This window comes from Scandinavium goeteborgense (genome assembly GCF_003935895.2).
GTDB classification, from domain to species: domain Bacteria; phylum Pseudomonadota; class Gammaproteobacteria; order Enterobacterales; family Enterobacteriaceae; genus Scandinavium; species Scandinavium goeteborgense.
Genome location: NZ_CP054058.1, coordinates 3,404,441 through 3,425,809, shown reverse-complemented (window position 1 = coordinate 3,425,809; position 21,369 = coordinate 3,404,441). Strand labels below are relative to the sequence as shown.

Below are 21,369 nucleotides of genomic sequence, written 5' to 3'. Positions count from 1 at the left end.
CCCCTGATTTTCAGGAGTCGTGTTTAACTAAGGGAGCCAGGCGTGTCGCCATCCAGTCCGCTATAAACGGCTGCGCGTCACGATTGGGGTGAATACCATCATCCTGCATCCATTGCGGTTTCAGATAGACCTCTTCCATAAAGAATGGCAGCAGAGGAATATCGAACTCTTTGGCAAGCTGCGGATACATCGCGCTAAAGGCCTCATTATACCGACGGCCATAGTTCGCAGGCAGACGAATTTGCATCAAAAGCGGTTCGGCGTTGGCGGCTTTAACCTGTTTGATAACCGTCCGCAGGGTCTGCTCGGTTTGTTGAGGCTGAAACCCGCGCAGGCCATCGTTACCGCCCAGTTCGACCAATACCCAGCGCGGCTGGTGCTGCTTAAGCAGCGCGGGCAAGCGTGCCAGCCCCTGCTGCGATGTGTCACCGCTGATACTGGCGTTGACAACCTCGGTCTTCGGCTGCCACTTTTCATTAAGGAGCGCGGGCCATGCGGCAGTTGCCGCCATGCGATACCCGGCACTCAGACTGTCACCCAGAATTAACAGCGTGTCGGCAAACGCGGCGCGGCAGGTTAACAGCAAAAGAAACAGGAACGGCACATGCCAGCGGAAAACATACTTGAAGTTCATCATCTTAAGAAATCCGTCGGTCAGGGGGAGCAGGAGCTATCCATCCTCACCGGAGTTGAGCTGGTTGTCAAACGAGGCCAGAGCATTGCGCTGGTGGGGGAATCCGGTTCCGGCAAGTCGACATTGCTGGCGATCCTCGCCGGGCTGGACGACGGCAGCAGCGGGGAAGTGAAGCTGATTGGGCAACCGCTGCACGCAATGGACGAAGAGGCGCGTGCGGCGTTACGCGCCCGTCATGTGGGGTTTGTGTTTCAGTCTTTCATGCTGATCCCGACGCTCAACGCGCTGGAAAACGTCGAACTGCCGGCGCTGCTGCGCGGTGAAACCGACAGCCAGGGGCGCAGCCACGCCAAAGCGCTGCTGGAACAATTAGGGCTCGGCAAACGGCTGCATCATCTTCCGGCGCAGCTTTCCGGTGGCGAACAACAGCGTGTGGCGCTGGCCCGCGCGTTTAACGGTCGTCCTGACTTGCTGTTCGCTGATGAACCCACCGGTAATCTTGACCGTCAAACCGGCGATCGGATCGCTGATTTGCTGTTTTCGCTCAACCAGGAGCACGGCACTACCCTGGTATTAGTCACGCACGATCCGGCGCTGGCCGCGCGCTGCGATCGGCGCCTGCGGCTGGTGAACGGGCAATTGCAGGAGGAATCATGATTGCCCGCTGGTTCTGGCGCGAATGGCGTTCGCCGTCGCTGCTGATTGTCTGGCTGGCGTTGAGTCTGGCGGTGGCCTGCGTGCTGGCGCTTGGCAACATCAGCGACCGCATGGATAAAGGGCTGAGCCAGCAGAGTCGTGAATTTATGGCGGGCGACAGAACGCTACGCACCGCGCGTGCAGCGCCGCAAGAGTGGTTGAACAAAGCCCGCGAAATGGGGCTGAAGATGGGTGAACAGCTCAGTTTTGCCACCATGACCTTCGCGGGCGACACCCCACAGCTGGCGAGTGTGAAAGCGGTTGATGATGTCTATCCGATGTACGGCGTACTGGAAACCTCGCCACCGGGCCTCAAACCGCAAGCCGGAAGCGTGCTGCTGGCCCCCCGGCTGATGGCACTGCTGAACCTGAAAACCGGTGATACCATCGACGTGGGCGATGCGACGCTGCGCATTGCCGGGGAGGTGGTGCAGGAGCCGGATTCCGGCTTCAACCCGTTCCAGATGGCGCCGCGTCTGATGATGAACACCGCCGACGTGGCGAAAACTGGGGCCGTGCAGCCGGGGAGCCGCGTCAGCTGGCGCTACAAATTTGGTGGCACGCCGCAGCAGATTGAAGCCTACGAGAAATGGCTGTTGCCGCAGCTGAAGCCCGATCAGCGCTGGATTGGTCTCGAGCAGGATGAAGGCGCGCTCGGCAAATCCCTTGAACGTTCGCAGCAGTTTTTACTGCTTTCAGCCCTGCTGACGCTACTGCTGGCGGTTGCCGCGGTGGCGGTGGCGATGGGACATTATTGCCGCAGCCGTTACGATTTGGTGGCGGTGCTCAAAACTCTGGGCGCAGGGCGGGCGCAGCTGCGCAAGCTGATCCTCGGCCAGTGGGCGATGCTCCTGCTGTTGTCGCTGGTCACCGGCGGCGCGATGGGGATGTTGTTTGAAAGCGTGCTGATGGTGCTGCTCAAACCGGTGCTGCCCGCCGCGTTGCCGGCCGCCAGCCTGTGGCCGTGGCTGTGGGCCATCGGCGCGATGGTGGTGATTTCGCTGCTGGTGGGCATGCGTCCGTGGCGTCTGCTGCTGGCGACTCAGCCGCTACGCGTTCTGCGCCGTGATGCGGTGGTGAACGTCTGGCCGTTGAAATTCTACATTCCGGCGATCGTAGTTATCGTCGTGCTGCTGTTGGCATGGCTGATGGGCGGCTCAATGCTGCTGTGGTCGGTGCTGGCGGGCGCGGTCGTGCTGGCAGTGCTCTGCGGGATGGTCGGCTGGTTGCTGCTGAACGTGCTCCGGCGCGTAACGCTGAAATCGCTGGCGCTGCGTCTGGCGGTAAGTCGCCTTCTGCGTCAGCCGTGGTCCACGCTCAGCCAGCTGGCGGCGTTTTCGCTCTCCTTCATGCTGCTGGCGTTGCTGCTGGTGCTGCGCGGTGATTTGCTCGATCGTTGGCAGCAGCAGCTTCCGCCGGAAAGCCCGAACTACTTCTTGATCAACATCGCGCCAGAGCAGGTTGGGCCGATGAAAGAATTTTTAGCTGAGCATCAGGTGATCCCTTCGGCGTTCTACCCGATCGTGCGGGCGCGTCTGACGGACATCAACGGCCAGCCGACGGACGGCAATAAAGACGAAGCGCTCAACCGCGAGCTGAACCTGACCTGGCAAGGTCAGCCGCTGGAACACAATGCGGTGACCGACGGCAGCTGGCCGCCAAAAGCGGGCGAGGTATCGATTGAAGAAGGCCTGGCGAAACGCCTGAACATTGGGCTTGGCGACAGTGTGACCTTCACCGGTGATACCCAGGCGTTCAGCGCGAAAGTTACCAGCCTGCGCAAAGTTGACTGGGAAAGCCTGCGGCCAAACTTCTTCTTCATCTTCCCGACCGGGGCGCTGGATGGGCAGCCGCAAAGCTGGCTCACCAGTTTTCGCTGGGACAACGGCAACGCGCTGCTGACTCAGCTGAATCGCGAATTCCCGACCGTCAGCTTGTTGGATATTGGCGCGATCCTCAAACAGGTTGGGCAGGTGCTGGAACAGGTCAGCCGGGCGCTGGAAGTGATGGTGGTGCTGGTGACCGCCTGCGGTGTGCTGCTGCTGTTAGCGCAGGTTCAGGTAGGGATGCGACAGCGTCATCAGGAGCTGGTGGTCTGGCGCACGCTGGGCGCCGGGAAATCGCTACTGCGTACCACGCTGTGGGCGGAGTTTGCGTTACTGGGGCTGGTATCCGGTCTGGTAGCCGCCATCGGCGCAGAAACGGCGCTGGCGGTATTGCAGACTAAAGTCTTCGATTTCCCGTGGGAGCCGGACTGGCGACTTTGGGTCACGCTGCCGGTGTGCGGCGGTGTATTACTTTCACTGTGTGGCGGCTGGTTGGGTTTGCGCCTGCTGAAAGGTAAAGCGCTGTTCCGGCAGTTCAGCGTGTGATTCCGCCCGGCGGCAGCTTCGCTTGCCGGGCCTACAGGTTTTGTAGGCCTGGTAAGCGTAGCATCACCAGGCAATAGCTTTTAGCGCGCCAGCCAGGCACCAACATCCTGATACGTACCGCGAAACACAATCTTGTCGGCTTTTTTACTGAGCTGATAGCGATACATCGGATCGTAATATTCCACCAATAACGGCCTAAGCCAGCTGAAATGCACCTCGGTCGACGCGCCGCGCTGCTGCTGGAGCAGGGCTTCGTCGAGGCTTGCCGTCAGTTCGGCAAAACGCTGCAACCCCAAACGGCGGCGGATGGCGAACAGACCCTGATGCAGATAGTCGCTGTATTCCTGCCAGCCTTGCTCTTCGCCGAACGCCTGTAAAAAATCATGGTGCATGCGAGTGAAATACTCATCCCGCAGGCGCTCCAGCCGCACCTCAAAGGGATCTTCCACCACCGCAATAGATGCCTGCGCCATCCGATCGCGTAGGCATTCCGGCAAATGGTTGGCCCCAATCATGTGGCCTTCATCTTCGATAACCCAGCGCGTCGCGTCTTTTTGCAACAGCGAAGTAGCCAGTGCATTTTCAAAACTGGCCTGTGAAAGCTGCGGCTGTAGCGTGCGACCAAACGACGAACCACGGTGATGGGCGAGTCCTTCGAGGTCGACGCCTGAAGCCTGAGACTGTACCAGCAGGGTTTTTCCGTTCCCGGTACAGCCGCCGATCAGCACCATCGACCGCTCGACGTATTCTGCGGTCACGGAGATGGCGGTCTGACGCAAGGATTTGTAGCCGCCGACAATCAGCGGCACATCTACTCCCGCCTCGCGCAGCCACTGCTGGGTAATGTGCGAACGCTGACCGCCGCGCGCGCAGCACAGCAGAGCATCAGGGTGACGGCGAATCGCGTCGAGCCAGGCGTCTACACGCTGTTGGCGTTTCTCCCCGGCGACCAGCGTGTGGCCGAGTTTCAGCGCAGCATCTGCCCCGTTGCGTTTGTAGCAGGTCCCTACGGCGGCGCGTTCGTCGTCATTCATTAGCGGGAGGTTTACGCCCGCAGGCACCGCCCCCTGTTGAAATTCTACCGGGGCGCGTACGTCGATGATGGGCGTTCCGGCCCGTAAAATGGCGCGGAAATCGGTCCCATTATTCATGGATAAATCCTTATTGGAAAAGCATGGGGGGATTCTACGCGGGAGAGGCGAGGCCGGGGAAGGTGAAGATCAATCTCCGGCCAGATAGCTTAAATCAGTTTTGACTGTGCCCAGGTAATTCCGCTGGCATATTCCGGCGGGAGCAGCGGAACCAGTGCTTCGAGGGTGGCGCTTAAACGGTCGGTATCGCTGTCGTTGAGGTTCAGATGCCCGACCTTCCGGCCTGCACGCACTTCTTTCGCGTACCAGTGCAGATGCACCAGCGGCAGCTTCAGCCAGTCCGTGTTCAGGTCGGTACCAATCAGATTGACCATCACCGACGGGCTGTTGATGACCGGCGGTGGCAGTGGCAGCTGCGTGATAGCGCGCAGATGCAGCTCGAACTGACTGATCGACGCCCCGTTTTGCGTCCAGTGCCCACTGTTGTGCACGCGCGGGGCCAGCTCGTTAATCAGCAGCCCGGCAGGGGTGATGAAGCATTCCATCGCCATCACGCCGACATAGTTCAGCTCATTCATGATTGACGTGAGCATGCTTTCGGCCTGCGCCTGCTGCTCGGCATTAGCCTGCGGGAAGGCGACGCTAACGCGCAGAATGCCGTCCTGATGCAGGTTGTGGGTCAGCGGATAGAACACCGTGGTGCCGTCGTGGGCTCTGGCCCCGACCAGCGACACTTCACCGCTGAAATTAATGCCTTGCTCAACGATGCATTCGCCGTAGCAGTCGTCCGGCAGCTGTGCGGTTTCATGGCTGCGCAAGCGCCACTGGCCGCGCCCGTCGTAGCCGCCAGTGCGGCGTTTAACGATGGCCAGTTCGCCGAGACTCTCGAACACGCCGGGCCAGTCGGCTTTCTCCGCCAGCAGCTGCCACGGTGCGGTGGTGAGACCCAGTTTGTCGAACAGCTGTTTTTGCGTCAGGCGGTCGGCGATTATCGGAAATACATCGCGGTTAACGAACGCCGGATGACGTGCCAGTTCGCGGGTTAACGCGGTTTCCGGCCAACGTTCAATTTCAGCCGTGATAACGCTCTGCTGAAACGGCACGGCTTCGGGATCGGCTTCGAGTCCAACCGGCCAGACGTCGATCCCCATCGGTTCACCGGCCTGGCGCAGCATGCGGCCTAACTGCCCGTTGCCGAGGACGCAAACCTGTTTCATGCATCACCCCGTGGGTCCGGATTCTCCAGAACCTCGTCGGTCTGCGCTTTGCGCCAGTCAGCCAGGCGCTGATGCAGTTCACGATCGTGCGTCGCCAGAATTTGTGCGGCCAGCAGGGCGGCGTTGGCGGCGCCCGCTTTGCCAATCGCCAGGGTTCCCACCGGAATGCCGCGCGGCATCTGAACGATAGAATAGAGACTGTCCACGCCGCTGAGAGCCGCGCTCTGAACGGGTACGCCGAGCACCGGCACCAGAGTTTTCGCTGCAATCATTCCCGGTAAATGCGCTGCACCGCCTGCGCCCGCAATAATCACCTGATAGCCATTGTCTTCTGCCGTTTCGGCAAAGCTGAACAGTTTGTCGGGAGTGCGATGGGCGGAGACGATTTCCACGTGGTGTGGAACATTCAGGGAATCAAAGATTTCGGCGGCAAACTGCATGGTAGCCCAGTCGCTTTTGGACCCCATCACGATGGCGACTCGCGCCGGATTGTTGCGGGAAGACATGCGTCTTAAAACTCCTGTGGGTGTGGAACACACTGCTTTGAAGGCCACAGAGAATAGCATGGAAAAACGCCAAGGAAAACGGTTGCGCGGTCATCAAAGCGGCGAATGCGGTGCCGATTTTTCTGTTCCTGTAAATCTGACCCATAACGAGTCGAAATACGGTAAAGTCACGGCTGGATTTACCTGTTAGCAAATATCGACTGCGGCGCCGTCAGGCGTATGACGCAGCGCAGCATTTCATGAGGAGAAGGTATGCTGGCTATACTTCGCACCCCGGAGGGGAAAAAATTTCTGACCGCCGTCGCTATCGTGTTCATTGCCGCGGTAACGGTGGTATCCAAAGTCACGTTCCAGGGGGTTGAAGATCAGTACAACCTGCCGATGGATCAGTGGAGCGTGTCGATGTACTTCATTCAGGGTGCATGGGCCACCATCTACAGCATTATGTTCACCATCATTGGCTCACTGCCGTTTGGCTTCTACTTCCTCGGCCCGAAAGACGATCGTGGTTAATTTGTTCGCTTGAGAAAAGGCGATTCAGAAAGGGAAGGCGATCAGTTCGACGTTATCGGTGGTCACTTTGACCATCGATCCTTCACTGTGCCACGCGCCTAACACCACACGAAACGCGGGTTGTTCGTTCGCGGTGAGTTCGTGGAGCGCCGGGCGATGTGTGTGCCCGTGAATGAGCCACTGCACCTGATGCTTTTCCATCACTTCGACCACGGCGTGCGCGTTGACGTCCATGATCTCCATCGACTTGTGGCTGTTGGCGTTTTTGCTGTCATCGCGCATTTTGGCGGCGATGCGACGGCGGATAAACAGCGGCAGGGTCAGAAACAGCATTTGCAGCCAGGGTTGATGCACTTTGGCGCGGAAGGCCAGATACCCGGTGTCATCGGTACACAGCGTGTCGCCGTGCATGATCAACACTTTTCGACCGTAGAGATCCAGACACTGTTCTTCGGGTAGTAACGTCATGCCGCTTTCACGGGCAAAACGCTTTCCAAGCAGAAAATCACGGTTGCCGTGAATGAAGAAACAGGGCACGCCTGAATCGACCAGGGCTTTGATTTCTTTTGCTATTTCACGGTTAAGCGGTTCAGGGCTGTCATCGCCAATCCAGGCTTCAAAAAGATCGCCGAGAATGTACAGCGCGTCGGCGCTGCGGGCTTCACCGCGTAAAAAACGCAGAAAACCGGCGGTGATCGCCGGTTCTTCTGTGTGCAGATGCAAATCTGCAATAAAGAGTGTCGCCACGAATTACTCGCTGACGGTCACGCTTGTCACAATAACGTCTTCTTTAGGAACGTCCTGGTGCATACCGCTGCGGCCAGTAGCCACGGCTTTGATCTTATCAACAACGTCCATGCCTTCAGCCACTTCTGCGAATACGCAGTAACCCCAACCTTGCAGGTTTTCACCGGAGAAGTTCAGGAAGTCGTTATCAACGACGTTGATGAAGAACTGTGCGGTAGCAGAGTGTGGCGCCTGAGTACGGGCCATTGCCAGCGTACCACGGGTGTTTTTCAGGCCGTTGTTCGCTTCGTTTTTGATCTGATCTTTGGTTTCTTTCTGATTCATGCCCGGCTCAAAGCCGCCGCCCTGAATCATAAAACCGTTGATAACACGGTGGAAAATGGTGTTGTCGTAGAAACCTTCGCGGCAGTAGTCCAGGAAGTTTTTAACTGTTTCAGGCGCTTTATCATCAAAAGTTTTGATTACGATATCGCCGTGATTAGTGTGGAAAGTAACCATTTTTGCATCCTGTTCCGATATTGTAGTGCGAATACCCGCTGGCGGGTTACGTATAGGGGGTTGTTATAGCATAACCGCCGGGTTCGATCACCTTGCATTGCGTGCTGCTTCCGGATCGAATTACAGGTAGAATATCCGCTTTACGACCACACTCGTTTACATGGAATCTTCAATGTTAAAAATCTTTAATACACTGACGCGGCAAAAAGAGGAATTCAAACCTATTCATGCAGGAGTTGTCGGCATGTACGTGTGTGGTATTACCGTTTACGATCTCTGTCATATCGGCCACGGCCGTACGTTTGTCGCTTTTGACGTGGTGTCACGCTACCTGCGTTTTCTCGGCTACCAACTGAAATACGTGCGTAACATCACCGATATTGACGACAAAATCATCAAGCGCGCTAATGAAAATGGCGAAGATTTTGTGGCGTTGGTTGACCGCATGATCGTCGAAATGCACAAAGATTTTGATGCACTGAATATCCTGCGTCCGGACAACGAACCGCGTGCCACGCACCATATTCATGAAATCGTCGAGATTACCGAACGCCTGATCGAACGGGGTCATGCCTACGTGGCCGACAACGGCGACGTGATGTTCTCCGTGCCGAGCGATCCAAACTATGGCCTGCTGTCGCGCCAGGATCTCGACAACCTCCAGGCGGGTGCCCGCGTTGACGTGGTCGACGTGAAGCGTAACCCGATGGACTTCGTACTGTGGAAGATGTCCAAAGCCGACGAGCCAAGCTGGCCCTCACCGTGGGGCGACGGGCGTCCAGGCTGGCACATCGAATGTTCCGCTATGAACTGCAAGCAGCTTGGTTCCCATTTCGACATTCACGGCGGTGGCTCGGACCTGATGTTCCCGCACCACGAGAATGAAATCGCGCAGTCCACCTGTGCGCACGACGGCGAGTACGTCAACACCTGGATGCACTCCGGCATGGTGATGGTTGACCGCGAAAAGATGTCCAAATCGCTGGGTAACTTCTTTACCGTGCGTGACGTGCTGAAATATTACGACGCGGAAACCGTGCGTTATTTCCTGATGTCCGGCCACTATCGCAGCCAGCTGAACTACAGCGAAGACAACCTCAAGCAGGCACGTTCTGCGCTTGAGCGTCTTTACACCGCGCTGCGCGGCACTGATGTCAGCGTTGCTGCAGCGGGCGGCGAAGCGTTCGAAGCACGTTTCCGTGACGCGATGGATGACGATTTCAACACCCCGGAAGCCTACTCCGTGCTGTTTGATATGGCGCGTGAAGTGAACCGTCTGAAGAGCGAAGATGTGGCTGCGGCGAACGCCATGGCTGCACATTTGCGTAAACTTTCTGCCGTGCTGGGCTTGCTGGCTCAGGATCCGGAAGAGTTTCTGCAGGGCGGTGCGCAGGCAGATGACGGCGAAGTGGCTGAAATCGAAGCGTTGATCAAACAGCGTCTGGACGCGCGTCAGTCAAAAGACTGGGCGGCAGCAGATGCGGCGCGTGACCGTTTGAACGAAATGGGCATCGTGCTTGAAGACGGCGCACAGGGTACGACCTGGCGTCGTAAATAACGCCCCATCGTTATTACCCTCCTCCTTTGCGGGGAGGGGATCTTACTGCTTCACGTTCTGTTTATTTTCACTCTCACTATTCCACATCTCGATTCTTTTATTTCTCCGGCCATGAACAGGTGGCGTGTTAATATTAACTTATCTGAATAAATTATTTAGTTATCTTTATTTTACCCTAAGTATTTCACGTAATAGCCCTCTTTCATTTTGTTTTCATTAGATTTGTCGTGAGCACGGTGAATAACCGCATTTGTTTTATTGATGGTTTTAACTTTAAATATTCATCGTCTTGATTAATGATGCGGATCTTAAAAATAAAGGGTCTTTCCTATGCGGTTTGATGTGCGATAATGCGCCAATTGCTTATTCATCCCAGATCTATTTATTAACATCACTCATTCCTATTGCTACATTTTTAAATGTTTCGAGGTTTTTTATTATGATTTTAACTGATGCTTGCAGTGGCTTTATAAAAAGAACGTCATGCTTATTATTGGTTTTAACAGGAATTATTAGCGGTTGCCAACAACACGCGCAGCCTAAATCAAACGTCAGTCAGCCATCGACCACGTCTACGGAGGTCGGTACCGTCCCTTCTGCGCAACTGATGACCGAAACGAAAAGCCCGGAGGCTGTGGGCGGGAGTTCTGAGGGTATGGCTTCCACTTGTCAGCAGGAGCTTTTGGCGCTTTCAAAAGTGAATCAGGCGGCCTACGCACAGCGGAAAGCCTCTTTTGATAATTTACTGGCCAGCGCCTCCGTTTATACGAATATCCGTGGTGATATTGGAGAAGACACACGTACCACTATGGATGCTCTCTACAAATACAAAACGCAAAAACTTTGCAGTGATATCGAGCAATCAGTTCGTCAGGCGCTGATTAATCGTGGAGAAAACTTTAAATGATAGACGTAAGAAAGCTAATTTTTTTTTTCACATTGACAACCGTGATAAGTGGGGCGGCGACGAGAAGCGCGAGTGCCAGCGACGAGATGACAACTGTCCAGACGCTGAATGATATTACTGCGCAATCCAGTGAGATCCCCGCGTTACTGACGGGTAAAACCATTGACCTTCCACCTGCCGTTGTTGAAAAGCCTACGAAACCTAAGCCTGCTAAAAAAACGATCCACTCCGAAATAGCGAATGCGTCCAAAAGCCCGATTTCTATTAGTGTGCAAGAGAATAGTGCTTTACAGAAAAAACTCGTCGATACGCAGCAGCAATTAGAGAACCTGCAGCAGCAGTGGCAAGACGCGAATCAACAGCTCGAAGAAAAAGCGCAACAGCTTGAACAATTGCGTAATACGCAAAAAAATGACACGACCGCAGCTCTCGACCTGAAAAAGAGTCAGGCCGAGAATCAGAAGCAAATTGATGCTCTCAAAGCGGAGATATCCGTCCTAACGGCAACGCAGGTAACGAATCAGCTTGAGCTTGCAGCGGCTAAAACGCGGGATAGTCAGGACGTTTTGCAACTGAAAAAATCGCTGACCGAAACCCAGGACCAGAGAAAATCACTGATTGAGCAAATTGCGACGCTCACCGCTTCGCAAATGGCAAATGCCAAAGCGCTTGCCGAGGTGAAGTCTGGAAACTCTGAAGCAGTAGAAACCCTGAAACAATCGCTGACCAAGAGCGTCACTGAGTCCACCGATCTGAAAAAATCGCTGGCCAACGCACAAAGCCAGGCAACGGCGTTAAGCAAGCGAATCAACGAACTCACGGCCGCGCAAACTACGACGACGCAAGCACAAACGGCAGCGAAAGCCGATACCGATAAGATCATTGCCCAGCTGAAAGCGTCGCTGACGAAAAGTGAGGCGCAGACGACGGCGTTAAACAAACAGGTCGCAGATTTAACCGCCGCACAAACTGAGAATGCCACTGTGCAGACCGCGGCGAAAGCAGATACTGATAAGGTTATTGCTCAGCTGAAAACATCTCTGAGCGAAAGCCAGGCACAGACCACGGCGTTAAATACACAGGTCGAAAGTTTACGTGCGGTCAATGAGGCTTTGCCCATCTCGACCACAGTGCCGGATTCGCAGGATCAGCTACGAGCCTACTCCCTGGGCACTCTCTGGGGGCAGGAAATCAAAGGCGCGCTGGCCAATGTCCAGTCAAATGGGTTTACACCTGATCTTAAACAGGTTGTCAGCGGCGTGTCGGATTCGATTCGGGGCGAGTTTAAAATCCCGAAAGAGAAGATTATGGCGCAGCTCGATACCATGAATAAACAAGTTCTCGCTAGCCAGCAAAAGACTTCTGAAACCACGGAAAGTGAAGGTGATAAGTTCATCACTGATTTCAGTAAACAGGCTGATGTGAAGCGAGCTGAGATGGGGTATTACTACCGCGTATTGGATGCAGGGCGTGGGAAAATCAAGCCTGGTGAAGTGGTTTCCGTATCGGTGAAAGAGAGCCTTAGCAATGGCAATGTCATCAAAGACATGACTAAAACAAAGCAAGTTGTGACGCTGCCGGTCGCTCAGTTCCCGCCGGTATTCGCCTCTTCTATCGGTCTGGTGGGCGTTCACGGTAAGGTGCAGATTGTTGTTCCACCGGAACTGGCCTATGGCGATCGTGGACTGTCGCCGCAGATCCCGCCAAAATCAACGATGGTGTACGAGATAATTGTTCAGGACGTGAAACCCGGACAGGCCAAATAATCCTTCATATCAACGCCCGGGCTATTCGGGCGTTTTTTTACGCCGATTCCCGCGGCACCAGTTGGCCGGATAGCGTTATCTTCTGCGTCTGCAATTCAGGTTCTTTCAACTTTCTGATAATCAATCCGGCCGCCTGTCGGCCCGTTTCTTCACTGGCGGAAGAGACAAACGTAAACGACGGGGAGGTTAGATTGATGTGCAGCATATCTTCAAAGCCAATCAGTGCCACCTGCTGGGTCAGGAACACGTCTTTCCCGATGGTTCGCCCGACCTGCTGAATACCGTTGATACAGCCGATCATCGCGTCCGGAGAATGGCACAGTAGGGCGGTGAGCGTGTTGTTTTTCTCGAGCAGCTGCCGGGTGGCGATGCTGGCCGCATGCGTATCATCACTGCACGCCGGGGCCGAATCCTCTTTGTACACCATGCCATTTTGCACCAGCGCACTGCGAAAGCCCTGCAATCGCTGCTGGCGAATCAGACATGCGTCCTGACCGCCGATATAGCCAATGCTGCGGTGTCCACGCTCAATCAAATATCGGGTCGCGAGGCTCGCCGCCTGGCGGTTATCCCGCATCACAAGATTGCAGTTTTCTTCCATCAGCGACTGGGAAACCACCACTAACGGTAACGGACACGCGCGAATATGTTCGGGCAGATGAGGGCGTTTGGTGTCGGACGCCAGATAAATCACGCCCGCTACGCCTTGCTGTTTGAAGGACAGCAGGCAACGCTCGAGGCTGGCATGGTCGTCCTGCGGCTGACCGAGAAACACCATAAACCCTTGCTTCTCCAGCTCCTGAACCACGCTCGCCATCACCTTGATGGAAAAGCTGTCACTAAAATCGCGCAGGATAAGGCCAATCAGATTGGAGGTATTGGAACGCAGGTTGGCGGCAGCAACGTTATGCACGTAACCGAGTTGGACGATGGCGGCCTGAACTTTCTCAATGGTAGCGTCGGAAATTTTACCTTTCTGGCGCAGAACCAATGAGACGGTAGAGACAGAGACGCCCGCCAGTTTCGCCACATCGATAATGCTGACTTTTTTCAAACCTGCTCCCTGAAAAACTCGCCGCAATCAAACAGATAAAAAACGTCTCCCGCACGGGCAGGAGACGTCGACAGCGTATCATCTTCCGCTTATTTGCCAATCATCGTCGACATGGTTTGTGCGATAAATTGCGCTCTGGCACCAAAAATCACCTGGATACCGGTATCGCCGACGAACACTACTCCGCGAGCGCCGACGGCGTTGAGGCCATCTTTGTCCACGATATCGCTCTTCGCCACTTCCAGACGCAGACGGGTGATGCAGGAACCGACGGAGTCGATGTTCTGCGCGCCACCCAGCAGGCCGATAATTTCGGTCGCGATTTCAGTATCGGTTTTGTCGTTCGCATTGGCAGTCACGCTGGTACGACCCGGCGTTTTGACGTCAAAGCGGCGAATCACGAAACGGAAGGTGAAGTAATAAATCAGCCCCATCGGGATGCCGATAATCACCGCACTGAGGAAGTTGGTCTGGTAGCCGTTAAACGACGGTAGGATGCCGAAAGACAGATAGTCGATGAACCCGGCGGAGAACGATTTGGCGATGTGGGCGTGCATCAGGTACATGGTCATGTACGCCAGACCGGCCATGATGGCGTTGAAGACGTACAGGATTGGCGCCACAAAGATGAAGGTAAATTCAACCGGCTCGGTAATACCGGTCAGGAAACAGGTCAGAGCCGCAGAGAACAGGATCCCTGCTGCGATTTTTTTGTTGGCGGTATGTGCTTCGTGGTACATCGCCAGACACGCCGCAGGCAGGGCGAACAGCATCAGCGGGAACTCACCCTGCATGAATTTACCGGCATTCTGGTAACTGTCGCTGCTGAAGGATTTCGCGCCTTCTTCCAGCATTTTGAACCAGATGGTCTGGTCGCCGTGAATCACCTGGCCGGCCTGAGTGGTGTAATCGCCGAAGGAGTACCAGAACGACGGATACCAGATGTGGTGCAGGCCGAGCGGGATCAGCGCGCGTTCAACCAGGCCAAAGATAAAGGTCGATGCCGCCTGATTATCGCCGTTGACCACCACCGACAAGGCGTCGATGCCAGACTGAATGTGCGACCAGATGTACGGCAGCAGCAGACCCATGATGAATGACAGAAACGCCGTCGCGATAGCCACGAAGCGCTTGCCGGAGAAGAAACCGAGGAATTCTGGCAGCTGCATTTTATGGAAGCGGTTGTAGCACCACGCCGCCAGCACGCCGCAAATCAGACCTCCAAAGACGCCCATTTGCAGCGTCGGAATGCCGACCACCATCGCGTATTTCCCGCCCTGAGAGGCCATTTCTGGCGTGATGCTCAGCACGGTGCCAATGGTAATATTGGTGATAAACACCGATACCGCCGCGGACAACGCAGCAATCCCCGATTCGGACGCCAGCCCGACCGCAGAGCCGATGGCAAACAGCATCGGCAGGTTATCGAAAATGACCCCACCGGCGTTCATCATTAACGGCATGTGGAATTTATCACCGAACGCCAGCAGCAAACCGGCCGCGGGCAGCAGTGAAATTGGCAGCATCAGCGCGCGACCAATCATGGATAATTTTGACAACGATTTAACAAACCCTGAGAACAGACTCATGCTGTTTTCCCCCGACCTGAGACCCTGAGATGCACTGATTACGTGCTGTTGTTGTAAGTAGAACGTTTTAGTAGAACGTTCTACTTATCGTCTAAGAAGTATCCGAGGCGCGCAACTTAAATTTCACATTCAGGCAGAGGAAATGATGATTCTTTGAAGTCGATCGATAATTAGAGTTGATAATAGGGAGGGGGAAAAATGAATTCTGGGCCCGGCAAATTCAGCGCCGGACAGGTCAGTAGGCCCGGCAAACACAGCGCCGCCGGGCACAAACCTGCTATCAGGCGACCACGGTAATGCTCTGACCGGCGAAACTCACCGTCTGGCCCGCGACAATTTTGCAGCGTTTACGGGTTTCAACCGCGCCGTCGACACTCACCTGCCCATCGGCGATAGTGAGTTTTGCCTGCGCGCCGCTTTCACACCAGCCTTCGAGTTTCAGCAGGTCGCACAGTTCAACGTGTGGGTGTTTACCCAAGGAAAAAGTAGCCATTCTTAAACGTCCTTTACATCATGATATTCTTCACACGCCTGCAGCGTGTTCTGGATTAGCGTTGCCACGGTCATAGGGCCAACGCCACCCGGCACGGGAGTGATATACGACGCGCGCGCGGCGGCATCGTCAAAAATCACATCGCCGACCACTTTCCCGCTTTCCAGACGGTTAATGCCGACGTCGACCACGATCGCGCCTTCTTTGATCCACTCGCCAGGAATAAAGCCCGGTTTACCGACCGCGACAACCAGCAAATCAGCGTTCTCAACGTGCTGACGCAGATTTTTGGTGAAGCGGTGGGTAACGGTGGTGGTGCAGCCCGCGAGCAGTAATTCCATGCTCATTGGACGACCCACAATGTTGGATGCGCCCACGATCACCGCGTTCAGCCCGTAAGTGTCGATATTGTAACGCTCAAGCATCGTCACGATCCCGCGCGGTGTGCAAGGACGCAGACGCGGCGCACGCTGGCACAGACGTCCGACGTTATACGGATGGAAGCCGTCCACGTCTTTGTCCGGCGCAATGCGTTCCAGCACCTTCACGTTATCAATGCCCGCAGGCAGCGGAAGTTGCACCAGAATGCCGTCGATGGTGTCGTCAGCGTTCAGGGTGTCGATAAGCTCCAGCAGCTCGGCTTCGAGGGTGGTTTCCGGCAGATCGTAAGAGCGGGAGATGAAGCCCACTTCTTCACACGCTTTGCGTTTGCTGCCGACGTAAATTTGCGACGCAGGATTGCTGCCGACCAGCACTACGGCTAATCCAGGGGCGCGTTTTCCGGCGGAAATTCTCGCCTTCACTTTTTCCGCAACCTCAGAGCGTACCTGCTGCGCAATCGTTTTACCGTCAATAATCTTTGCTGCCATCAGAGAGAAGATTCCGTCTGTCAGTGTCACAAGGGGGGATGGTCATATTTTGTCAGAAGCCGGGCGGGATGTCAGTCACCGTTTGCGTTTTTCTGGCGTGCTCACAGCCTGGCAGACCAAATCCCTGTTGTTTTTAGGCCTTTTCTTGTGTGTCATTATTTACGTAGTCATTTCCTAAATAATAATAGGACGTGACTGACAGCGATTGCAGCGTTTGTACGTATTTTGCATCAGGTGAATTGTTTAATTTATGACTACTGCCGGAAAGCCTATTTTCGGTCAGTGTTGAAGGAACGACGAAGCTTATTTTCGGATAGTTTCTTCGCCGTAAATAATTAGATAAATCATCAAGGAAAAATCATGAAAGTTAGCAAAATTGCTGCGTCTCTGGTGGCATCGCTGGGTCTGTTTGTTGGCGCGGCCAATGCCGATACCACCACCGTTAACGGCGGTAACGTGCATTTTAAAGGTGAACTGGTGAACGCAGCCTGTGCGGTCAGCACCGACTCTTCCAACCAGGAAGTGAAACTGGGCCAGTACCGCACGGCGTCTTTCGCTAAAACCGGCGATACCTCTGCCAAAATTCCTTTCAGCATCGTGCTGAATGACTGCGACCCAACCGTTGCGGCAACCGCAGCAGTCGCCTTTACCGGTCAGATTGATGCGAAAGACAACACCCTGCTGGCAGTGGCTTCCAGCGACAACGCTGATACCGCAACCGGCGTCGGCATTGAAATCCTGGATACTTCTTCCGCGACGCTGGCGCCAAACGGCGCCACGTTCTCTACCGCGCAGAACCTGGTAGAAGGCACCAACACCCTGCGCTTCACCGCGCGTTACAAAGCTACCGCTGACACCACCGCGCCGGGCCAGGCTAACGCTGACGCTACCTTCGTAATGAAATACGAGTAAGCCTCAGTCGCGCTCAGGATGAGCCTTGCCTCAAGGATGAGGACCCTTTTCAGAGCTCCCGGGAATCTATCATGATACGGACGTTGCCACTACTGGCATTGATATTCGGCGCGGCTTCCCCGGCCTTCGCGCACACGGTGGTGGTTGATGGCGGGCGCGTTCAGCTGCGCGGCGAACTGGTCAACAGCGCCTGCGTCGTGGCTCCCGAAAGCCAGGATTTACGCGTGGAAATGGGGCAATACCGCAGTAATACCTTCGGCGAAGTGGGCAGTTACTCCACCGTTACCGTGCCGTTCACGCTGCGCCTCGTGGAGTGCCGGCGCGATGTCGCAAGCCAGGTGGGCATCAGCTTTCAGGGATTGAGTCCCGCGGAAGATCCGCAGGTTTTTGTTGCATCATCTAAGGCCAGCGGCAGGCCAGGAGAAAGCGGTTTAGGGCTTGCACTCTTTAATACCCAACAGCAGCTTATTATTCCAAATGCACCGCCCGATAATTATCTACCGATAACCGCTGAGGAAATGACGTTTCATTTCAGCGCGCGTTATCGCGTTATTTCATTACCGCTCGTACCAGGGAATTTACTCACTGACGTCTGGTTCACCCTCGTTTATCCCTAACCATCAGACGCTGTCAGAAAATAATAAAACAGGTAACTGGGTTATGATCCGCTTAATTAAAAAAACACTTTTTTTGTCGATGCTGATGTTCATCCATGCGCTCCCGGCGCAGGCGGCGGGCGGTATCGCGCTGGGCGCGACCCGCGTGATTTACCCCGCTGACGCCAAACAAACCTCGCTGGCGCTGAGCAACAGCAACAAGCAGGAGCGTTATCTGATTAACGCGTGGATAGAAAACGCCACCGGTCAGAAAGAAAAAACCTTCGTCATCACGCCGCCGCTGTTCGTCAGCGAGCCCAATAGCGAAAATACGCTGCGCATTATTTATGCCGGGCCAGCCTTGGCCACAGATCGGGAATCGCTGTTTTATCTGAACGTTAAAGCGATCCCGTCGATGGATAAAAACAACGGCGAAAACAACAACGTATTACAGCTGGCGATCCTGTCACGCATCAAGCTGTTCGTTCGTCCCAACAAACTCGAGACGCAGCCGGGGCAGGCTCTCGACACGCTGGCGTTTACTCGCAGCGGTTCAGCCATCAGCATCAATAATCCTTCGCCGTATTTCATCACGCTGGTCAATTTACAGATGGGTGGCAAGAAGCTCGAAAACGTGATGGTTGCGCCAAAAACCAGCGCCACGGTGACGCTGCCTGCGGGTGTAAAGGGCGCGCTGAGCTGGCAGAGCGTGAATGATTACGGGGCAATTACTCCGGCTCGTCGCGTGAATCTGTAATGAATGCCTTTCCTCACGCCGAACACTCCAGACGCTGGCCGCGCCTGAAACTGCTGACCCTTGCCTTATCCGGCGTGTCGTTTGCGTCCGGCGTGCAGGCGGAAAGTTACTTTAACCCTTCGTTCCTGTCCGATGATGCGGCGGGCGTGGCGGATTTGTCGCGCTTCGAAAAAGGCAACAAGCAGCCCGCCGGAGTATATCGGGTCGATATCTGGCGCAACGATGAGTTCGTTGGCTCGCAGGATTTAACCTTTACGCCCGCCGAAGGCACACAGCCAGCCGCCGGAGGATTAGCCCCGTGCCTGACGCCAGCGCTGCTCAAGCGCCTGGGCGTCAACACCGCGGCGTTTCCTGCGCTGGCGAAAGAGGCGCCTGAAGCCTGCGTAGCGCTGGAGAAAGCGATCCCGGGAACGGAAATCGCCTTCGATTTTGCGGCGCTCAAGCTCAATATCAGCCTGCCGCAGGTGGCGATGTTCAACAGCGCACGCGGCTATATCCCACCCGAAGAGTGGGATGAAGGCATTCCGGCGCTGCTGGCGAACTACAGTTTTAGCGGTAACCGTGGCAGCGACGACGACAGCTACTTTTTGAGCCTGACCAGCGGGGCCAACTACGGCCCGTGGCGGTTGCGTAATAGCGGCACCTGGACCTATTCCGACAACAATAACCAGAAAGAAAACCGCTGGCGCAACGTCGCCACCTGGGTGCAGCGTTCGATTGTGCCGTGGAAAAGCGAGCTGGTGATGGGCGACAGCAACACCGGTAGCGACGTGTTCGACAGCGTCGGCTTTCGCGGCGCGCGCCTCTATTCTTCCGACAGCATGTATCCAGACAGCATGCAGGGCTTCGCGCCGACGGTGCGCGGCATCGCCCGCACGCCCGCCAAAATCACCCTTCGTCAGAACGGCTATGTGGTCTATCAGAGCTATGTCCAGAGCGGGGCGTTCGCCATCAGCGATCTGAACCCGACGTCTTCGAGCGGTGACCTCGAAGTGACCATCGACGAAAAAGACGGCAGCCAGCAACGCTACACCGTCCCGTACTCGTCGGTTCCGTTGCTGCAACGTGAAGGCCGCTGGAAGTATGACCTGGTGGCGGGGGATTACCGTTCCGGTAACAACCAGCAGGAGACGCCTTTCTTTGCGCAGGGCACGGTGATCACTGGTCTGAACGATGGCTACACGGTGTACGGTGGCACGCAGCTGGCGGAAAACTACACCGCCGTTGCGCTGGGCCTGGGGAAAAACCTCGGTGACTGGGGCGCGGTATCGCTGGATATCACCCATGCGCACAGTCGGTTGGTGGACGACAGCACCCACGACGGGCAATCGCTGCGTTTCCTGTATGCCAAATCCCTGAACACCTATGGCACCAACTTCCAGCTGCTCGGTTATCGCTACTCAACCAAAGGTTTCTTCACCCTCGACGACACGACGTGGAAGAACATGAGCGGCTACCAGTACAGCGATAAGGAAACGGACGATGACGGCGTGCCGGACATCATCAGCTATCACAACCTGACGCAGAATAAAAAAGGCCGCTTCCAGGCCAACATTTCGCAATCGCTCGGCGATTATGGCTCGCTCTATCTTTCCGGCAGCGAGCAAACCTATTGGGGTTCAGACGATACCAACACCTGGTATCAGGTGGGCTATTCCGGTGGCTGGCGCGGGGTGAGCTATTCGGTGTCGATGTCGTGGAACCGCTCGATTGGGATTCCGGGCACCGATCAGATTGCGTCCTTTAACCTTTCCGTGCCATTCAGCCTGTTCAGCAACGGTGCAGCACGTCGCAATTCCGCGTTCGACCGGGCCTATGCCACCGTTTCCGCCAGCCGCAACAGCGACGGGGACAACAGTTGGCAGAGCGGCGTCAGCGGCACCTTGCTGGACGGAAACAACCTCAGCTACAGCGTGACGCAGGGCAGTACCAGTGGCCAGGGCTACACCGGCAGCGCCAGCGCCAACTGGCAGGCGACGTACGGCACGCTGAGTGGAGCCTACAACTATGACCGCGACCAGCATTCCCTGAACTGGCAGGCATCCGGCGGCATTCTGGCCCACGCTGATGGCGTCACGTTCAGCCAGCCGTTGGGCGATACCAACGTGCTGATCAAAGCGCCTGGCGCGAGCGGCGTTAGCATCGAAAACCAGACCGGGGTCAAAACAGACTGGCGCGGTTACGCGGTGATGCCGTACGCCACCGTCTATCGCTACAACCGCATCGCGCTCGACACCAACACCATGAGCAACAGCACCGACATCGAAAACAACGTCAGCAGCGTGGTGCCGACCGAAGGCGCAGTGGTGCGGGCGACGTTTGATACGCGTATTGGCGTAAGGGGGTTAATCACCGTGCGGCGCGGCGCACAGCCGGTGCCGTTTGGTGCCATCGCTCGGGAAGTGACCAGCGGCGTCACCAGCATGGTGGGCGACGACGGACAATTCTACCTAAGTGGTTTGCCGCTCAGCGGTGAGCTGTTGATTCAGTGGGGCGAAGGGCCGGGTGCGCAGTGTCGCGCTCGCTACTCGCTCCCGGAAAAGAGCCTGCAACAGGCGATCACGCTCACGGAGGTTCGCTGTGATCAATAAAGT

21 protein-coding genes are annotated in these 21,369 nt (G+C 55.8%); 11 read left to right on the top strand and 10 right to left on the bottom strand.

Going from position 1 to position 21,369, the window contains the following annotated elements; translation table 11 throughout:
- Positions 1-10 precede the first annotated feature (10 nt).
- Positions 11-637 (bottom strand): multifunctional acyl-CoA thioesterase I/protease I/lysophospholipase L1, encoded by a 627-nt coding sequence (tesA, locus tag A8O29_RS17280; protein WP_110511325.1) that lies wholly within the window; start codon positions 635-637, stop codon positions 11-13.
- Here tesA and ybbA point away from each other — a divergent pair.
- Both ybbA and ybbP read left to right on the top strand, forming a co-directional pair.
- Entirely contained in the window at positions 605-1,291 is a 687-nt protein-coding gene (gene ybbA, locus A8O29_RS17275; RefSeq protein ID WP_125353503.1) for a putative ABC transporter ATP-binding protein YbbA, read from the top strand. The two genes, tesA and ybbA, sit on opposite strands and share 33 nt — an antisense overlap.
- Positions 1,288-3,702: a putative ABC transporter permease subunit YbbP gene (gene ybbP / locus A8O29_RS17270; protein WP_125353504.1), complete on the top strand. Its 2,415-nt coding sequence runs from the start codon at positions 1,288-1,290 to the stop codon at positions 3,700-3,702. Before ybbA ends, ybbP begins: the two co-directional genes overlap by 4 nt.
- An 80-nt stretch (positions 3,703-3,782) precedes the next feature.
- Here ybbP and mnmH read toward each other — a convergent pair whose 3' ends face one another.
- The 3 genes from mnmH to purE form a co-directional block, all read right to left on the bottom strand.
- Entirely contained in the window at positions 3,783-4,853 is a 1,071-nt protein-coding gene (gene mnmH / locus A8O29_RS17265; protein ID WP_125353505.1) for a tRNA 2-selenouridine(34) synthase MnmH, read from the bottom strand.
- Between the two features lie 89 nt (positions 4,854-4,942).
- Positions 4,943-6,010 carry a 5-(carboxyamino)imidazole ribonucleotide synthase gene (purK, locus tag A8O29_RS17260; RefSeq protein ID WP_125353506.1) on the bottom strand — a complete coding sequence of 356 codons (1,068 nt, stop codon included), beginning with the start codon at positions 6,008-6,010 and terminating at the stop codon, positions 4,943-4,945.
- Positions 6,007-6,516: a 5-(carboxyamino)imidazole ribonucleotide mutase gene (gene purE, locus A8O29_RS17255; RefSeq protein ID WP_125353507.1), complete on the bottom strand. Its 510-nt coding sequence runs from the start codon at positions 6,514-6,516 to the stop codon at positions 6,007-6,009. Before purE ends, purK begins: the two co-directional genes overlap by 4 nt.
- 58 nt (positions 6,517-6,574) lie before the next feature.
- Here purE and A8O29_RS22885 point away from each other — a divergent pair, with 58 nt between their 5' ends.
- Complete coding sequence (locus tag A8O29_RS22885; RefSeq protein ID WP_275942411.1) at positions 6,575-6,706, top strand: hypothetical protein; 132 nt, start codon at positions 6,575-6,577, stop codon at positions 6,704-6,706.
- A 62-nt stretch (positions 6,707-6,768) separates the two neighbouring features.
- Positions 6,769-7,029, top strand: coding sequence for a DUF2534 family protein (locus A8O29_RS17250; RefSeq protein WP_125353509.1), 261 nt, complete (start codon positions 6,769-6,771; stop codon positions 7,027-7,029).
- A 24-nt stretch (positions 7,030-7,053) separates the two neighbouring features.
- Here the strand turns inward: A8O29_RS17250 and lpxH are convergent, their stop codons facing one another.
- Together lpxH and ppiB are read right to left on the bottom strand one after the other, a co-directional pair.
- The gene (lpxH, locus tag A8O29_RS17245; RefSeq protein WP_125353510.1) at positions 7,054-7,776 is read right to left on the bottom strand and encodes a UDP-2,3-diacylglucosamine diphosphatase; all 723 of its coding nucleotides are present in this window, start codon (positions 7,774-7,776) and stop codon (positions 7,054-7,056) included.
- Between the two features lie 3 nt (positions 7,777-7,779).
- Positions 7,780-8,274, bottom strand: a complete 495-nt coding sequence (ppiB, locus tag A8O29_RS17240) for a peptidylprolyl isomerase B (RefSeq protein ID WP_110511279.1) — start codon at positions 8,272-8,274, stop codon at positions 7,780-7,782.
- Between the two features lie 172 nt (positions 8,275-8,446).
- Between ppiB and cysS the strand changes: the two genes are divergently transcribed.
- The 3 genes from cysS to A8O29_RS17225 all read left to right on the top strand — a co-directional run bounded on the left by cysS (position 8,447) and on the right by A8O29_RS17225 (position 12,505).
- The gene (cysS, locus tag A8O29_RS17235) at positions 8,447-9,832 is read left to right on the top strand and encodes a cysteine--tRNA ligase (RefSeq protein ID WP_125353511.1); all 1,386 of its coding nucleotides are present in this window, start codon (positions 8,447-8,449) and stop codon (positions 9,830-9,832) included.
- Between the two features lie 439 nt (positions 9,833-10,271).
- Positions 10,272-10,739, top strand: coding sequence for a hypothetical protein (locus tag A8O29_RS17230; RefSeq protein ID WP_159464241.1), 468 nt, complete (start codon positions 10,272-10,274; stop codon positions 10,737-10,739).
- Complete coding sequence (locus A8O29_RS17225; protein ID WP_174081383.1) at positions 10,736-12,505, top strand: FKBP-type peptidyl-prolyl cis-trans isomerase N-terminal domain-containing protein; 1,770 nt, start codon at positions 10,736-10,738, stop codon at positions 12,503-12,505. Before A8O29_RS17230 ends, A8O29_RS17225 begins: the two co-directional genes overlap by 4 nt.
- A gap of 37 nt (positions 12,506-12,542) precedes the next feature.
- Here the strand turns inward: A8O29_RS17225 and malI are convergent, their stop codons facing one another.
- From malI to folD, 4 genes are all read right to left on the bottom strand, one after another.
- Positions 12,543-13,559 carry a Mal regulon transcriptional regulator MalI gene (malI, locus tag A8O29_RS17220; protein ID WP_125355409.1) on the bottom strand — a complete coding sequence of 339 codons (1,017 nt, stop codon included), beginning with the start codon at positions 13,557-13,559 and terminating at the stop codon, positions 12,543-12,545.
- An 89-nt stretch (positions 13,560-13,648) separates the two neighbouring features.
- Positions 13,649-15,148: a PTS transporter subunit EIIC gene (locus tag A8O29_RS17215; RefSeq protein WP_125355408.1), complete on the bottom strand. Its 1,500-nt coding sequence runs from the start codon at positions 15,146-15,148 to the stop codon at positions 13,649-13,651.
- A gap of 280 nt (positions 15,149-15,428) precedes the next feature.
- On the bottom strand, positions 15,429-15,641 hold the full coding sequence (gene ybcJ / locus A8O29_RS17210; protein ID WP_110511270.1) for a ribosome-associated protein YbcJ: 213 nt from the start codon (positions 15,639-15,641) through the stop codon (positions 15,429-15,431).
- 2 nt (positions 15,642-15,643) lie between these two features.
- A complete protein-coding gene (folD, locus tag A8O29_RS17205) occupies positions 15,644-16,510 on the bottom strand; it encodes a bifunctional methylenetetrahydrofolate dehydrogenase/methenyltetrahydrofolate cyclohydrolase FolD (protein ID WP_125355407.1) in 867 nt (288 codons plus the stop codon).
- A gap of 360 nt (positions 16,511-16,870) precedes the next feature.
- Between folD and fimA the strand changes: the two genes are divergently transcribed.
- The 4 genes from fimA to A8O29_RS17185 all read left to right on the top strand — a co-directional run bounded on the left by fimA (position 16,871) and on the right by A8O29_RS17185 (position 21,366).
- Entirely contained in the window at positions 16,871-17,422 is a 552-nt protein-coding gene (fimA, locus tag A8O29_RS17200) for a type 1 fimbrial major subunit FimA (protein WP_110511267.1), read from the top strand.
- 71 nt (positions 17,423-17,493) lie between these two features.
- The gene (fimI, locus tag A8O29_RS17195) at positions 17,494-18,039 is read left to right on the top strand and encodes a type 1 fimbrial protein subunit FimI (protein WP_125355406.1); all 546 of its coding nucleotides are present in this window, start codon (positions 17,494-17,496) and stop codon (positions 18,037-18,039) included.
- 43 nt (positions 18,040-18,082) lie between these two features.
- Entirely contained in the window at positions 18,083-18,775 is a 693-nt protein-coding gene (gene fimC / locus A8O29_RS17190; RefSeq protein WP_125355405.1) for a type 1 fimbria chaperone FimC, read from the top strand.
- Positions 18,775-21,366: a fimbrial biogenesis usher protein gene (locus A8O29_RS17185; protein WP_125355404.1), complete on the top strand. Its 2,592-nt coding sequence runs from the start codon at positions 18,775-18,777 to the stop codon at positions 21,364-21,366. The genes fimC and A8O29_RS17185 overlap by 1 nt, the downstream gene beginning before the upstream one ends.
- Positions 21,367-21,369 lie beyond the last annotated feature (3 nt).